The sequence below is a fragment of the Halapricum desulfuricans genome (assembly GCF_017094465.1).
Lineage (GTDB): Archaea > Halobacteriota > Halobacteria > Halobacteriales > Haloarculaceae > Halapricum.
Window position 1 is genome coordinate 1,337,638 of sequence record NZ_CP064791.1, and the last position, 15,106, is coordinate 1,352,743.

At 64.0% G+C, this 15,106-nt stretch carries 15 protein-coding genes; 5 read left to right on the top strand and 10 right to left on the bottom strand.

Annotated features, from left to right (window positions below; all coding sequences use genetic code 11):
* Nucleotides 1-17: 17 nt before the first annotated feature.
* The 3 genes from HSEST_RS06815 to HSEST_RS06825 all read left to right on the top strand — a co-directional run bounded on the left by HSEST_RS06815 (nt 18) and on the right by HSEST_RS06825 (nt 2,390).
* Nucleotides 18-1,547, top strand: a complete 1,530-nt coding sequence (locus HSEST_RS06815; RefSeq protein WP_229122943.1) for a cryptochrome/photolyase family protein — start codon at nt 18-20, stop codon at nt 1,545-1,547.
* A gap of 41 nt (nt 1,548-1,588) precedes the next feature.
* Nucleotides 1,589-1,915, top strand: a complete 327-nt coding sequence (locus HSEST_RS06820; protein WP_229122944.1) for a DUF5783 family protein — start codon at nt 1,589-1,591, stop codon at nt 1,913-1,915.
* Between the two features lie 106 nt (nt 1,916-2,021).
* The gene (locus HSEST_RS06825; RefSeq protein ID WP_229122945.1) at nt 2,022-2,390 is read left to right on the top strand and encodes a NifU family protein; all 369 of its coding nucleotides are present in this window, start codon (nt 2,022-2,024) and stop codon (nt 2,388-2,390) included.
* On the opposite strand, the gene HSEST_RS06830 is transcribed toward HSEST_RS06825, so the two are convergent.
* The 5 genes from HSEST_RS06830 to HSEST_RS06850 all read right to left on the bottom strand — a co-directional run bounded on the left by HSEST_RS06830 (nt 2,387) and on the right by HSEST_RS06850 (nt 9,200).
* A complete protein-coding gene (locus HSEST_RS06830; RefSeq protein ID WP_229122946.1) occupies nt 2,387-3,277 on the bottom strand; it encodes a ketopantoate reductase family protein in 891 nt (296 codons plus the stop codon). The two genes, HSEST_RS06825 and HSEST_RS06830, sit on opposite strands and share 4 nt — an antisense overlap.
* Nucleotides 3,278-3,571 (bottom strand): DUF7130 family rubredoxin-like protein, encoded by a 294-nt coding sequence (locus HSEST_RS06835; protein WP_229122947.1) that lies wholly within the window; start codon nt 3,569-3,571, stop codon nt 3,278-3,280. It lies immediately after the preceding gene.
* Between the two features lie 66 nt (nt 3,572-3,637).
* Nucleotides 3,638-4,879 carry an RNA-guided endonuclease InsQ/TnpB family protein gene (locus HSEST_RS06840; protein WP_229122969.1) on the bottom strand — a complete coding sequence of 414 codons (1,242 nt, stop codon included), beginning with the start codon at nt 4,877-4,879 and terminating at the stop codon, nt 3,638-3,640.
* A 29-nt stretch (nt 4,880-4,908) separates the two neighbouring features.
* The gene (locus HSEST_RS06845) at nt 4,909-6,828 is read right to left on the bottom strand and encodes a hydrolase (RefSeq protein WP_229122948.1); all 1,920 of its coding nucleotides are present in this window, start codon (nt 6,826-6,828) and stop codon (nt 4,909-4,911) included.
* Between the two features lie 146 nt (nt 6,829-6,974).
* A complete protein-coding gene (locus HSEST_RS06850; RefSeq protein ID WP_229122949.1) occupies nt 6,975-9,200 on the bottom strand; it encodes a CDC48 family AAA ATPase in 2,226 nt (741 codons plus the stop codon).
* 215 nt (nt 9,201-9,415) lie between these two features.
* On the opposite strand from HSEST_RS06850, the gene fba reads away from it, so the two are divergent.
* Nucleotides 9,416-10,411 (top strand): class II fructose-bisphosphate aldolase, encoded by a 996-nt coding sequence (gene fba, locus HSEST_RS06855; RefSeq protein ID WP_229122950.1) that lies wholly within the window; start codon nt 9,416-9,418, stop codon nt 10,409-10,411.
* 4 nt (nt 10,412-10,415) lie between these two features.
* On the opposite strand, the gene HSEST_RS06860 is transcribed toward fba, so the two are convergent.
* The 5 genes from HSEST_RS06860 to HSEST_RS06880 form a co-directional block, all read right to left on the bottom strand.
* Complete coding sequence (locus tag HSEST_RS06860; RefSeq protein WP_229122951.1) at nt 10,416-11,606, bottom strand: GNAT family N-acetyltransferase; 1,191 nt, start codon at nt 11,604-11,606, stop codon at nt 10,416-10,418.
* 52 nt (nt 11,607-11,658) lie between these two features.
* Nucleotides 11,659-12,288 carry a metalloprotease gene (locus HSEST_RS06865; RefSeq protein ID WP_229122952.1) on the bottom strand — a complete coding sequence of 210 codons (630 nt, stop codon included), beginning with the start codon at nt 12,286-12,288 and terminating at the stop codon, nt 11,659-11,661.
* Nucleotides 12,288-13,877, bottom strand: a complete 1,590-nt coding sequence (locus HSEST_RS06870; RefSeq protein ID WP_229120175.1) for a TraB/GumN family protein — start codon at nt 13,875-13,877, stop codon at nt 12,288-12,290. Before HSEST_RS06870 ends, HSEST_RS06865 begins: the two co-directional genes overlap by 1 nt.
* 67 nt (nt 13,878-13,944) lie before the next feature.
* Nucleotides 13,945-14,088, bottom strand: coding sequence for a rubrerythrin-like domain-containing protein (locus tag HSEST_RS06875; protein WP_229120176.1), 144 nt, complete (start codon nt 14,086-14,088; stop codon nt 13,945-13,947).
* An 82-nt stretch (nt 14,089-14,170) separates the two neighbouring features.
* The gene (locus HSEST_RS06880) at nt 14,171-14,728 is read right to left on the bottom strand and encodes a class I SAM-dependent methyltransferase (RefSeq protein ID WP_229120177.1); all 558 of its coding nucleotides are present in this window, start codon (nt 14,726-14,728) and stop codon (nt 14,171-14,173) included.
* A 167-nt stretch (nt 14,729-14,895) separates the two neighbouring features.
* On the opposite strand from HSEST_RS06880, the gene HSEST_RS06885 reads away from it, so the two are divergent.
* Nucleotides 14,896-15,081 (top strand): HEWD family protein, encoded by a 186-nt coding sequence (locus HSEST_RS06885; RefSeq protein WP_229120178.1) that lies wholly within the window; start codon nt 14,896-14,898, stop codon nt 15,079-15,081.
* Nucleotides 15,082-15,106: the final 25 nt, after the last annotated feature.

The following is a 15,106-nucleotide window of genomic DNA, read 5'->3' on the forward strand; positions in this document are numbered from 1 at the left end:
CGTTCTGTAGCGGTTCCATGACCGTCCTCGTGCTGGGCGATCAACTGAACGCCAGCGTCGGCCCGCTGGCCGACCGCCCCGACGACCGCGTCTTGCTGATCGAATCGATGGGTCTCGCCCGGAAGTTGCCGTATCACCCGCACAAGCTCACGCTCGTGTTCAGCGCAATGGCCCACTTTCGGGACCGGCTTCGCGAGTCGGGGCGGGCCGTCGAGTACCGGCAGGTCGAGCGCTTCGCTGACGGGATCAAAGCACACCTGGACGCCCATCCCGGAGACGAACTCGTCGTGATGCGGCCACCGAGCTATCGGGCCGGCGAGCGGTTGCGCGAACTCGTCACGGACCACGGCGGCCGACTCACCGTCGTCGAGAACGAACTGTTCCTCTGCTCGCCCGAGCAGTTCGACGACTGGGCCGGCGATCGGTCGAGTTATCGACACGAGGAATTCTACCGGTTTATGCGCCACCAGACTGGCTATCTGATGGACGGTTCGGAGCCGGTCGGGGGCGAGTACAACTACGACGAGGAAAATCGCCAGACGCCACCGGAGGATTACGAACCGCCCGAGCCGCCCGTGTTCGAGCCCGATGAAACTACTCGCGACGTACAGTCGTGGGTCGCCGAGACGTTCGACGGCGCCTACGACGAGCCGCCATACGGTGGTGGGTGGGCTGATCCCGGGCCGTTCCGCTGGCCAGTGACCCACGAGCAGGCCCTGTCTGTGCTGGAGTCGTTCGTGACCGACCGACTTGCTCAGTTCGGCCCGTATCAGGACGCGATGGTCGCCGACGAGTGGGCACTGCACCATTCGCTGCTCTCGCCCGCGATCAACCTCGGGCTTCTCCATCCGCGGACGGCGATCGAACGGGTGATCGAAGCCTATCGCGAGCGGGGCGTCCCGCTGAACAGCGTCGAGGGGTTCGTCCGGCAGGTGCTGGGCTGGCGGGAGTTCACCCGCCACGTCTACCGCCGGGAGATGCCTGAGCTTGCCGGGGCAAACCAGCTCGGACAGACCGAGCCGCTCCCACCGTTTTTCTGGACCGGTGAGACCGACATGGCCTGTCTCGCGGACGTGATCGACGGCGTCCGAGCGCGGGGGTACTCACACCACATCGAACGGCTGATGCTCCTCTCTAATTTCGCGACGCTGCTCGGCGTCGAACCCCAGCAGCTGAATCGCTGGTTTCACGCGGCCTACGTCGACGCCTACCACTGGGTGACGACCCCGAACGTCGTCGGTATGGGAACGTTCGGCTCGGACACTCTCTCGACGAAGCCCTACGTCTCTTCAGCCAACTACGTCGACAAGATGGGCGACTACTGCAGCGACTGTCCCTATTACAAGACCAAGACCACCGGCGAGGGAGCCTGCCCGTTCAACGCGCTGTACTGGGACTTCCTGGAGCGCAACGCCGAGCACCTCGCTGACAACCATCGGATGGGGCTGGTGTACAACCACCTGGAGAACAAAGACGAGGGCGAACGTGAGGCGATTCGGGAGCGTGCCGAGGCGCTTCGCGAGCGCGCACAGCGGATGGAATTGTAGGTATCGTCCACCTTTTGTACGCGTACACTAACTATCGGTCGATGACCGACTTCGATCCAGAGCGCTTCGAGGACAAGTACGAACACTATTTCACCGAACTCCAGCAGGCGTACAAGAGCGCCTTCGACGTGATGTCCGAACAGTACGACTCCGGGTTGATCCACGCGATCGACCAGTACACCCTGGCCGAGAGCGAGCCGTTCTACGAGGGCGACGGCGAGTTCCGGATCGAGCTGCCTGCGGACGCGGTCGAGCGTGTCGCTCCCGAGACGGAACTCGATGCGACGGAGCTCGAAGACATCTACGCGGAGTACACGGACGAACTCGAACGCCAGCTCCGACAGGTATTCGACCTGGTTGGCTCCTGATCTAGCATCAACGACCGTCCGGAATCAGGACGAACAGCTGCCGTATCACCCGTTTGCGACTGTCACGAACCAAAGGTTCAAACGCGGCGCTCACGTACCCGAGCACATGAGTGCTGAAACCGACGACGGTGGGAGCGACCTCGAGGATCGCATCGCGAACTTCCTGCGACGGAACTTCCCGCAGATCCAGATGCACGGCGGCAGTGCAGCGATTCAGGAACTCGACCCCGAAGCCGGGGAAGTGACGGTCGCGCTGGGCGGCGCCTGCAGCGGCTGTGGCATCTCGCCGATGACGATCCAGGCCATCAAGACGCGCATGACGAAGGAAATCCCCGAGATCGAGACCGTCCACGCCAACACCGGTGCCGGCGGCGGCATGGGCGGCGCCGACGACGGTCCGACCCTGCCCGGTGACTCCCGAGGCGGCAGCATCGACGACGGCGGCGACGACGAAGGCCCGCAGGCCCCGTTTTAACTTCGCAGGTTTCGCCCCCGTTCCCACGTCTCGATTAACGCCGTGAGCGTCTCGTTTATCGGGACTGGCTCGCTCGCCCGCTCGCAGACAGCCCCGTTTATCGCGTCGATCTCGGTCCGTTGCCCGGCTTCGAGATCCTGATACATCGACGAACGGTTCGGTGCCGTCGTCTCGACGACTGCTTCGAGCCTGTCGATCGCGCGTTCGTCGGGCAGTTCAACCCCGCTGTCGCGCGCGACGCGGGCGGTCTCAGCGGCCGCCCGCGCTGCGACGTCGCCGGCTGCCCCCTCGGCGAGGGCGCCGTTCTCGACGCGAGCCAGCGCCGTGATCGCGTTGATCCCGGCATTGATCGCGAGTTTCTCCCAGAGCCGCCGCGGCATGTCGGCCGCGACGGTCGTGTCGACGTCGGCGCTCTCGAAGGCCCCGGCTGTCCGCTCGGCCACGGCGGAATCCCCGCCACCTCTCGCTCCGAGCGTCACCGTTCCCACGCCGGTACAGCCCACGATGCCGGGTTCGACCAGCCGCGCCCCGTAGGTACAGGTCCCGGCGAGGACCGCCCCATCGAGCGGTTCGGACAGGCTCTCCTCGTTGCCGAGCCCGTTCTGCAACGAGAGGACGACGTCTGGATCGGCCGCTCTCAGGGCCTGCGCCGCTTCGCCGGTGTCGTAGCTTTTGACCGTCACGATCGCCAGCTCGGCCGAGTCGGGCACAGTCGTGTCCGCGTCGGGATACGTCGTCGTTTCGATCTCGCCAGTGATCTCGAGGCCCTGGTCCCGGACAGTACTCACGTGTGGCTCGCGACCGACGAGCGTCACGTCGTGTGTGGCTGCGAGCAATCCGCCGATCAGACTGCCGAGGCTTCCGGCCCCGAAGACGAGTATCCGCATTCAATCTTGTATGTGGTAGTAGATCGCTTCCTGGGGCGCCCCACAGTCGGGACAGCCGTCGTCCGGTAACTCCTCGATGTCCCCGATCGCGCCGCACTCGTAGCACCGCCAGGTCAGCTCCGCCTCGCCGGGGATCCCCGAGGCGACGTGCTCGCTCGACATCGCCGTGATCCCTTCGTCCGTGCTGACGTAGAACCCGTGTTCGTCGAAGCCACGGACGGTCCCGAGTCGATTGCCCGTCTCGTCGTAGATCTCCGTGCCGAAGGCGACGTCGATGTCGTTGCTCTCGATCATGTGTGGTAATACCACGCCAGGGCCTTTGAATGTTCCCCGCGCACGGTGGCGCGGGGAATCCTGCTCTCACGAGACGAGGCTTCCTGTTTCGACGACGTGACTTGCAGACACAGACTTAAACTGAGTCGTGTCCGTAGCGGTCACAGTCTCCACAGGCGTTTCTTCGGGCCATCCCAGCCCTAGTGCAGCAAAACCACGCTTGAGGACGTTCATCGCCGCATTCGCATCTCGATCTGTTTCGAACCCACACGATGGACAAGAGTGGTCCCTGACCCAGATCGGCTTTGCCGTCTCCACGCCGCATCGAGCGCACTCGTTGGTTGTCGCCTCGGGTTCGACCTGCACGACGTGACACCCGTACAGGTCGGCCTTGTATTCGAGAAGTGTGATGAACTGTCGCCACGCCGCATCCTGCTTGTTCCGAGCGTTGTGCGACTGCTCCAACATCTCCTTCACGTCTAAGTCCTCGACAAACACCGCATCGTACTCACGGACCAGCCACGTCGTTATCTTGTGCTGGTAGTCCAGCACTTTGCGCCGGATGTGACGCTTCACCTTGGTGACCTTCTGGCGTTGTCTCTCCCAGTTGTTCGACCCGTGTTCTTTCCGCGAGAGTTTCCGTTGCTCGCGGCGCAGGCGCTCGTATTCGTCTTCGAGATCGAGCCACTCCACGGTTGTGCCGTCACTGGTGTGGATGTAGTTGAGAATGCCGAGGTCAATCCCAACGCTGTTGCTCGCGTCCAGCGAATCCACGTTGGGCTTCTCGGGCAGAACGGCATCATCGGTTTCCAGCCCGAAAGAGACGAACCACTCGCCAGTTGTCTCCTTTTTCATCGTGACTTCGTTGATGGTGGCGTGGTCAGGGATTGGGCGTGAGTATCGGATTTTTACCCAGCCGATCTTGCTGAAGCGGACGTAGGCGTCCGTGTCGTGGCCCCTCTTTTCATCGAGGTCGAAACCAGACTGGTTGTACGTCACGCTCCGGTACTCACTGGGCGCTTGGCGTGTGAGTCGACCGACGTTGTCCCCCTTCTCTTTGAGTTTGCGCAGGACGGTGAGATTGTGGTGGAAGCGTGCGACGGTGGCTTGGGCGGCTTTCGAGTGTAGTTCAGCAAATATCGGCCACCGTTGTTTCCACTCGGGGAGCTTGTTGTTCTGGTCGTACTCGCTCGGTTTGTCGTCCACTGGGCTGTTCTCGTAGTCCCAGCGGACGTGGTTGTAGAGTTGGCGATGCACATCGAGATGGTGTTCCAGTCGCTCCGCTACCTCGTCTGTCGGGTAGGCGCGGTAGCGGTGACTGTATTCCATCACCATCTATCGATTAGCGATATGTCGACTTAATGGTTTGTATCACGAGTTGTCGGCCTCATCCCCGACCACGGTGGGTCCGGGTATTCGCCTCGATATTTGTATAAATCTCGACCACCGTGCGGGTAGCGGTTCTCGATAGTTCTGTCTCCCGTCGAGAGCGCCAGCGTCACGTCACCGTCGGTCGGCAACTCGATCGTCGCGACCGATGCAGTCGCGTTCGTGTCGACGACGACGTCCGTCTCGCCCGACGACGCCGACGACTCCCAGACGAGGGTGCCGGTACACCGCGTGTCGAGGTCGTTGTGAACGAGGACATCACTCTCGGCGGCGCTCGGATCGGCAAGCGTCGCCTGCACCGGCTCGAATGCAGTCTCGAGCGCGTCGAACGCTTGCTTGGGATCGCCCTCGGCGCCGAGGACACCCATCCCCGCGTCGCTGGTGTCCCGGAGCGCGTACACCGCCAGAATCGACGTCCCCTCGTTTCGGAGCCCTTCCGCGACGCGCTTCAGGGTGTGTGCCTGGTACCGCTGTGAGGCCTCGGCCCCGCCGTCGACGTGGCTGTCGTGGATGCGCCGGTCGAAGCCAGCGAGTTCCGTGGGGTCGTCGATCGCGAGCGCGCCGGCCCCGAACTCGGCGACGACGTCGCTGTTCAGGAACCGTCCCACGTCGTCGGCGCGGCCGTAGCGCCAGCCGGGGTACAGCGTCGCGGCGTCCGTTTCGATCCCGGGCGGACCGACTACGGGAAACGCGAGTACCGACGACGGGAGCGCCTCGGCGATCTCGCGAGCGTTCGCGTCGTCGTAGCTCGCTCGCCAGGCCCGCCAGCGAAACCGCAGCCGGTCGAGTAATCCGGAGCCGAGTGGCGTCTCGAACGGATCGACCGGATCGTCGTGGACGCCGACCGCCGCCAGCGACGCCGCGTGACCGTAGTGTTCGATCAACGCCGACGCCAGTGTTTGGCCGCGTTCGACCGCCGGCGTCACGTCGCCCGTCAGCGGCAGATCCGCCCACAGCAGGACGCCCTCGCGCTCGCAGGCTTCGAGCACCGCTCGTGAGGGGACGTGTGCGTGTGTCCGGACGAGATTCGCGTTCGCCTCGGCCGCGCGGGTGACGTCGTCCGTGGTGGCATCGAGCAGGTTGACGCCGCGCAGCGTCGTCTCCGTTCCGTTGACGGTCAGAGTCTCGTCGACGTAGCGAACGTCGGCGAAGCCGGTCGTGACGGTCGTCTCCATTCCCTCAATTTTTGCGACCACGTCGTAGCGATTCTGGGCGCCGAGATCGGCCGGCCACCACAGCGACGGATCGCGCATCTCGACGGTGTGTTCGACCGTGACACGCTCGCCGGCGTCGGCTTCGATCGGCGTCCGTTCCATCATGCCCCGGCCACGGCTCCTGTCCGCCGGGCGGACGGAGACGGTCAGCCGGTCGTCGATCGGTTGGTCCGCGACGATCGTCGCACGAACGTCGATCAGCCCCCGATCGTCTTCGAGTCGGGGCGTCACATCGACTCGGTCGATGTAGGTGCCCGGATAGCGTCTGAGCGTCGCGTCCCACCAGATCCCGGGGACGGATTCGGCCGCTGGGATCGCGTCCGTCCCGTATATCCCGCCGAACCCGTCGGCGGGACGGCGACAGACGACCCGTACGTCCGTCTCGCCGTCCGCATCGAGCCGTTCGTCGAGGGGGATTCGAAGCGGCACGAACGGTGCGTCGTGGGTCGTGACTCGCTGGCCGTCACACCAGACGGTTGCTTCGCCGTAACAGCCGCGCAACTCCAGGACGGCGTGAGCCATCGGCCCCGAGAGAGGGTCCTCGATGACGGTCCGATAGGCGACTGTGTCAGCTCCGGCGAACCGTGCGGGCCGCCCGGGCACGTCGACTGGCGTCCACGACTCCGGCTCCGGATAGGTTCCGTCGGACTCGACTTCGGCACCACGCCATTGCATATCCCCGACAGCGGTCGCCGATCGTATAAAAGAAACTGTCGGCCCCGACGCCAGCAGTGGATCCCCTTCGGGGACACACATCGGCTATCCGTCAGGTACCCGGTGCGATCCGGTGGCGGTATCCGGGCGGCCCCGGGACTTCGGAGCTACTGGAAACCGATCCGGCCCGAACCGCGCTGGCGGTCCATCTCCCGGCCGCCGCCGCGGAACTCGTCTTCCATCTGCTCGAAGTACTCCCTGATGTCGTCGTTGACCGTCGGGCGGACGCTTTCCAGTGCCGACCGGAAGTGTTGCATCTCGACTTCTTCGGCGTCGTCATCGTCCCGGAGCGCCTCGATAGCGGCCTCGCGGGCGATCGACTCCAGGTCCGAGCCGACGTAGCCTTCGGTGATTTCGGCGATCTCCCGTAGGCTGACATCCGGAGCCAACGGCGTGTCGTCGGTGTGGATCTTGAGGATCTGTTCGCGCCCGTCCGTGTCGGGCTCACCGATGTCGATCAGACGGTCGAACCGACCCGACCGTATGAGGGCGGGATCGATCATGTCCGGACGGTTGGTCGCGCCGATGACCATCACGTCCTCCATGTCTTCGAGGCCGTCCATCTCGGTCAGCAGCTGGTTGACCACGCGCTCGGAGACGTTCGAGCCGACGTCGCCGCCGCGCCCGGGTGCGAGGCTGTCCAGCTCGTCGAAGAAGATCACCGTCGGTGCGACCTGCCGGGCCTTCCGGAAGGTCTGACGGATGGCCTTCTCGCTCTCGCCGACCCACTTGCTGAGCAGCTGCGGCCCGCGCACGGAGATGAAGTTAGCGTCGGTCTCGTTGGCGACGGCCTTTGCCATCAGCGTCTTGCCAGTTCCAGGCGGCCCGTACAGTAAGACGCCGGCCGGCGGTTCGATCCCCATGCGCTCGAACTTCTCGGACTGGTTCATCGGCCACTCGATGCTCTCTTTGACCTGGCCTTTCGCGTCTTCGAGACCGCCGACGTCGTCCCAGGAGATCTTGGGCAGTTCGACCAGCACCTCCCGCATCGCGCTCGGGGAGACCTCGTTCAGCGCTCCGCGGAAGTCCTCACGCTTGATGATCATCCGGTCGATCAAACTCGGCGGGATGTCCTCCTCGTCGAGATCGATCTCCGGCAAGTAGCGACGCAACGCCTTCATCGCTGCCTCCTTGGTGAGGCTCTCGATGTCCGCGCCGACGAAGCCGTGCGTCTCGGCCGCGAGTCGTGGCAGTTCCACGTCATCGCTGAGGGGCATCCCGCGGGTGTGGATCTGCAGGATCTCCTCGCGACCGACCTCGTCGGGGACGCCGATCTCGATCTCCCGGTCGAACCGGCCGGGCCGCCGGAGGGCGGGATCGACGCTGTCGACCCGGTTCGTGGCCGCGATGACGATGACCTGGCCGCGCGATTCCAGCCCGTCCATCATCGTCAACAACTGGGCGACGACGCGCCGTTCGACTTCGCCGGTGACGTCCTCCCGTTTGGGCGCGATCGAGTCCAGTTCGTCGATGAAGATGATCGAGGGCGACTCCTCGGTCGCGTCCTCGAAGATCTCACGTAACTGTTGTTCGGACTCGCCGTAGTACTTCGAGATGATCTCAGGGCCAGCGATAGAGAAGAAACTGGCAGACGTCTCGTTGGCGACTGCCTTTGCAAGTAAGGTCTTGCCAGTCCCGGGCGGCCCGTGCAGCAGCACCCCCTGGGGCGGCTCGATCCCCAGTTTCTTGAAGATCTGGGGGTGCTTCATCGGGAGTTCGACCATCTCGCGGACGCGCTGTATCTCGTTCTGGAGGCCGCCGATGTCCTCGTAGGTGATGCCGCCGCCGGTCTTCTCGAATCCGGAGATCGGCTCTTCGCGCAACTCGACGTCGGTATCCTCGGTGATCAGTGCCACCCCATCGGGTTCGGTCTCGACGGCGATCAGCGGGATCGCCTGCCCGGGCGAGCGCATGAACGGATGGTTCGTCGAGGACATCACAGGGACGATGTCGCGCTCGACGACCGGCCGCTTGAGGATCTGTCGTTTGACCATCCCCGCCGCGTCCGAGCCGAACTGGACGCTGGCTTCCTCGGGCGGAGCGAGGACGAGCTTCTCCGCCTTCTCGGCCTCAGCCTTGCGGATCGTGACGCGCTCGCCGATCCCGACATCCGCGTTCTGACGGGTGAACCCGTCGATGCGCACAGTGTCGGTGTTCCAGTCCTGGCGGTCGGCCCGCCAGACCTTCGCGGCGGTCACGTCTCCGCCTTCGATCTCGATGATGTCACCAGGGGAGAGTTTGAGATGCAGGAGCGTATCAGGGTCGAGGCGCGCGATACCTCTACCCGAGTCGTTCGGGTATGCCTTCGCGACCTCTAGTTGGACTTCGTTCATAGTCGAGGGTCGATGTGTGACTCTGGGGCATGCCCGGAGATATGCTTTTTGCTCCAACGGGCTGATTCGCGGATACGAGACGCTTTTGCTGGTCGAGCTGACTCCGGTTTTGCTGTATCTGTCTCCCGAATGATCGTAAATCGAGTCGAAACCGTTGATCAGGATTCCGCATCAATTATTACGTCGGCGAGTAAACGCTGAGCCGGTGACAACAAATGCCGTTCTACGGCGGTAACGAACTCAGTCAGGTGTACGACGAGGCGCTGGAGGATGACTTCGGGCTGGTGGCCAGTAACGTCGCCGAGCCGGACGTGGCGATGGGACTCATGGACGGGGCTGCGTCCGTCGACTCGGACCTGCTCATCCAGATGAGTGCCGGTGCCTGTCGGTTCGCGGGCAACGGCGATGCCGAAGCCGGACTCCGGGCGATGGGCAACTACATCGAGACCATGGCCGAGCAGTACGACATCGGTGTGTTCCTCAACATGGACCACCAGACGGACATGGACTTCATCGAGATGCAGATCGAGAGCGATATCCCCTCCTCGATCATGATCGACGCCTCCCACGAGGACTTCGAGGAGAACATCCGCCAGTCCAAGCAGGTCGTCGACATGATCGAAGAGAAGGACGCCGACATCCTCGTCGAGGCGGAACTCGGCCAGATCAAGGGCGTCGAGGACGAGATCGTCGCCGAGGAGGCCTTCTACACGGACCCCGAGGACGCCGTCGAGTTCGTCGAGCGCACCGGCGCGGACCTGCTGGCGATCTCTGTCGGCACCCAGCACGGCGTCGCCAAGGGCAAGGATCTGGAACTGCGCCCGGACCTCGCCAGCGAGATCAGCGAGACGCTGGCCGATCACGGCCTGGAGATCCCGCTCGTGCTGCACGGCACCTCCGGGCTCCAGCCGGCCCAGGTCGAGGACATGATGGGACGGGGCATCTGCAAGATGAACAAGGACACCCGCTACCAGTACGAGTACACGCGGACGCTGTTCGACCACTACCTCGATCACAAAGACGAGATCGTCCCGCCGGAGGGCGTCGAGGACCAGCGCGACAGCTTCTACAACGACACTGAGTGGTCGCCCAACAAGGACCACTTCGACCCGCGCGTCGGCGGTCGACTCGTCCGCGAGCGCATCGAAGAGGTCCACGCCGACCTCGCGGAACTGTCGGGCTCGGCCGGCAATTCGATGTTCCCCGAGTAGAGACCTAGAAGAACTCCCGCAACTGCACGTCTTCTTTCGGCCACAGCGCTTCGAGCGTCGCGGCTGTCTCTCCCTCGCAATCCAGTCCACGCCCACGCACGTCTGCAACCGGGCGATAACCGACGAGTAACTGCGCGAGCGTCCCCGCGTCGACGGTCGCGTCCGGGTCGGCTTGGGTCGGTTCGCACGTCCCCGCGCCACCCTCGACAGACAGCTCGATCCGCGAGTGCACGTCGTCCGAATCCGGGAGTCGATCGTCGCCCATCGGATCAGTGACCTCGAAGACGACGCGAGCGGTGATCCCGTCGGGATAGGGACACGACTCCAGCGCGAGTGCCGGGTCCGTGACCCGGATCATCGGCCCGGCGTGGATCGAGCACGAGACGGCGTCCGGATCCGTGACCCTGTCCAGCAACGCGGCCTCCTCGGCGAGCGTGAGTTCGACCCGAGCGACCTGTGAGTCGTGGGTTCCGAGCAGGCCGAGCAGGTGATCCCGCGCGTCCCGATCGGCCGCCGAGAAGTCCTCGGCACGGAGCACGTCGTTTCCGCCTGCCGATTCGAACGCGTACGTGACGTACCCGCGAAGGTCGCTGCCGTCGCGCCAGGCGTAGGCCCACGGCGGATCGTCGCCGAAGGTGCGGTCGCGCCACCACTGTTCGCTCCGCTCCATCGACAGCGTCGTTCCCTCGCCGTGCGCGCGCTGGGCGCGTTCGAGCCGTTCCCAGTCGTCGGGACCGACGCGTTCGTAGGTGCCGCGGGCGGTCGTCCCCGCGGCCGCGAGTTGCTCAGGCGGGAGTTCGTAGGTAGTGTAGCGATCTGCGATCGCCCACCCAAACTGCCGGTAGAAGGCGTGTTCGAACGGCCACAGCGCCGCGAGTCCGAACCCGCGATCGCGCGATTCCGAAAGCAACCCCGCGAGGAGCCGCTTGACGTTACCAGAGCGGCGGTGCTCCGGCGGCGACGAGACGGCGGCGATCCCGCCGATCGTCGTCCGCGTCCCTCGAAGGCGAACGTTGAGTTCGTACAGCGCGCCCGTCGCGAGGAGTCGGTCGTTCTCGTAGAGCCCGTACCGATCCGCGATCCGGTCGGGTAGCTGATCGTCTAGCCCTGGACCGTCTTCAGGATTGAACGCGTATTCGATGAGTCGTCGGTAGCGATCGAAATCGGATTCGGGAACACGGCGAACGACCGGCATGCCACGTCGATGGTGTGGCTCTTACAAGACACTTCCCAACGCAGCGTACCGGTCACAGGAAGAAGAACGCGATCGCACCGCCGATCGTCGGAACCGCGCTCGCGATCCAGACCGGCCGGCTCCAGCGCATGACCTTCTTGCCGTCAAGCGGCCCGAACGGCAGCATATTGAACCCGGCCAGCAGGGCGTTGATGATCACGCCGAGATAGCCGATCGTGCCCAGCAGGCCGACTCCGGCGGCCTCACCGCCGATCCAGACGCCGGCGAAGACGGCGACCAGCGCGACGTTGACCGCCGGGCCGGCCAGCGCGATCAGTCCCTGTTCGCGGGCCGTGATCCGGCCACGGTGATAGACTGCGCCCGGCGCGGCAAACAGAAAGCCCGCGAAACCGGCCATCACAGCCAGAAAGAGCATGCTGTAGTCGGCTCGGAACTCCGCCAGCTGGCCGTAACGGACCGCGACGACCTTGTGGGCGAGTTCGTGCAGCAGGAACCCGATTCCGGCGGTGAGCATGCTGAGGACGAACCCGATACCCAGGACCGGGAGCACGTCTGCGGACGGCGTCCCACCGAGCAGCGACCGAAGGGCGCCGTTGAAATAGAAGGCGGTGAACGCCACGCCGAGAGCGACCCAGGCAACGGCGAGATCGCGAATCTCGCGGTCGCTAAATCGAATGTCCATCAGGAGATCACGTCCAGCACGATCCGGGCACCGTTCTCGACCCCGTCCAACATGAGGTCGACGATCCCGGTGATCCCGCCGACTTCCGCGGACATGTACGGGAGCACGACGAACACGAAGCCGTAGCTGGCGATCATGCTCCCGACGTTGGTCATCGCGACGATCGCGATCAATCGGAAGAGCGGCACGTCGGTCAACCGGTCGTACAGTTCGCCGATCGTGGCGTCCTCGTCGCTGACGATCTCGTTCAGCCTGGAGATGTCCCCGATGTTGACGTCGATGTATCGCAGTTCGACGTAGCCGGCAAACCAGCCCGGCGCGAGCAGCGGGTTGACGCTTGTCAGCCAGGCGATGCCGCCCCCGACAATCGCCGAGGGCCAGTGGGCACCCGCGAGCTTCGCCAGACTCAACGCGGCGATGCCGTTGACGAGGAACCAGGCGACGAACAGCCGGATCACCCACCCCTCTTTGGCGCCACCGAGCAACAGAAGTCCGAAGAAGACGGCGAACCCGACAGTAAAGAGGTAGCCGAAGGCCTTGTACAGCGAGAAGCGTTTCTGTTTGAGCGTCCCGGTGATCGACTCCATCGGCGGGAGCCGTTCGGGGTCGTCGAGATACGACTGGATGCCTGCGCGGTGACCGGCGCCGACGACGGCGACCACGTCGTAGCCCGCCTCCCGGAGTGCGACCAGCCGATGGGCGATAAAGGCGTCGCGCTCGTCGATCAGCGCCTCCGCACCGCCCGGCGAGAACTGGCGGAATTCCTCCATCATCGCCGAGACGACGTCCGTGTCGGTCAACTCCTCGATGTCGAACTCCTCGTACTCGGTGTCCGTATCGAGCGCGTACGCGAGTAGCGCGGCGATCGGCAGACCGACTACCAGCGCGACCGCTCCCGCGAGTAATGCCCCATCAGCCAGCGTGAGTAACGACCCGCCGACGAACGGGACCGCGTCCGCGAGACCGGGGGAGAGCAAGAGCGGTCCGGCGACGAGCTCAGCCCCGAGCGCGAGGAACGTTCCCAGGAACAGGCCGATGCCGAGTCCGGCCTGGAGAGTTCCGACCATACCGGCCAGCAGCCCGCCGAACATCGTGGCTTTCTCCCTCGTCGAGAGGCGCTGCCAGAAGCGCTGGATCGTCGTCTGGATGTCCCGATCGACCAGGGCGACGCCGATGTCGTGTGCTTCGGCGGTCTCGACGGCGGCCATCATATCCGCCCCGGGTTCGATGTCGAAGCGCTCGCCTAACCGGGTCTGAACGTACGACAGCATCCAGTACGCCAGAAACTGGAAGACGGTGTTGCCGTGCAAGAGGTCGCTGGCGTCGAGATCGTCGGGCGTCCCGCCTTTCATCTGTCGGTAGCGGCCCTCGTCGAGTTCGACCGCGACGATGTCCGGCTGTCTGTCGGCGATCGTCTCCTCGACCTCCTCGACGCTCGCCGAGGAGACGTGGGCCGTCCCGACGAGTTCGACGCTTCCGTCCCCGTCGGACGGCTCAGGCCGGCGGGCGCCAGTCTCACTGTCCGATGACAGTGAGCCAGTGGCTCCGGACTCCTCCGAACCCACCCCCGAGGTACCGTAATCACTCATCGACCCATAGTAGTGGGTCTGACTCTCTTACGGTTGTCGGAGTCGGCGGCTACGGCGACCCGCAGTATCACTCTCGCGGGACTGCGATGTTCCGCATCGCCGCCCCGCAGGACGGACACCGGAGATGGCTGTCCGTCGTCGTGATGCGCTTGCCACAACTGCAGCATTCGTATCGCGATTCGGTCGGAGTGTACGGGTCTTCTTTCAACACGCGTGTGACTGACTTACATGGAGATATAACCGTTTTGTGGAAACACTTGCCCAGATTACGGCAAAATATTAGGAATAATACGTTATTCAAGCCGAGAAGAAACGACGAACGTTTCCCGACGGTCGTCTGCACGGTCGGTCTCGAAGCCAGCTGACTCAAGAGCAGTCGCTGCCTCGTCGGCGTCGAACCGTTCGCCGAGTGGCGGGCCGCGTTCGCCCGTGCCAGCACTGCTCCAGTCAGCGATCCCGACGCGGGCACCAGGTCGGCAGACGCGTGCCAGTTCAGCAAGTGACGCCTCGCTTGCGAACTCGTGGTACGTCATTGTCGAAAAGACGCCATCCAGGGCGTCGTCTTCGAACGGAAGGTCAGCGACCTCCGCGGTCACCTGTTCGACGTTCGCGGGCAATCCTTTCTCCCGGTAGTGTTCGTGCATCGCTTCCTGGATGTCGACCGCATAGACATTCTCGACGTACGGGGCCACCTCGTCGGTGTAGAACCCGGTCCCGCTGCCGAGATCGGCGACGACTGCGTCGTCGTCCGGTCGAAATAGCGCAAGCAGTTCGTCGACTGAGACGTATTTGAATCGGGACTGGTCTTCGAGCCCGTCGGCCTGACTGCTATCGAACGTGTGAAATCCCATATCGAGCTAGCAGGGACGAGCGCGTTTATATGGGTTGATATCGGGAAATTTCGGAGATACTGAACTCACGTAGGCTCTCGGAGCACTCAAACAGGACACCAGTTGAAGTACGTGCAGCACGAGGCTCAGCCGGCAATCTGAAGAGGATGCCTTGCCATAGGGTACCTATGGCGACGATCGTGCCACCGACCAGGCGAGAATGTGAACGGTGTGGCCGTGTGGATGTCTGGGACGACGAGCAGATGAACTGGACGATCTCCGGGGAAGACGACGAGAAACGCGTCGGCAATCCCCAGTGTCTCCACGAGTGGGACATCAACGGCGAATACAACCCGTTCGATCCAGACGAATGAGCAGGGCTTACTTGTCGCTACAGTA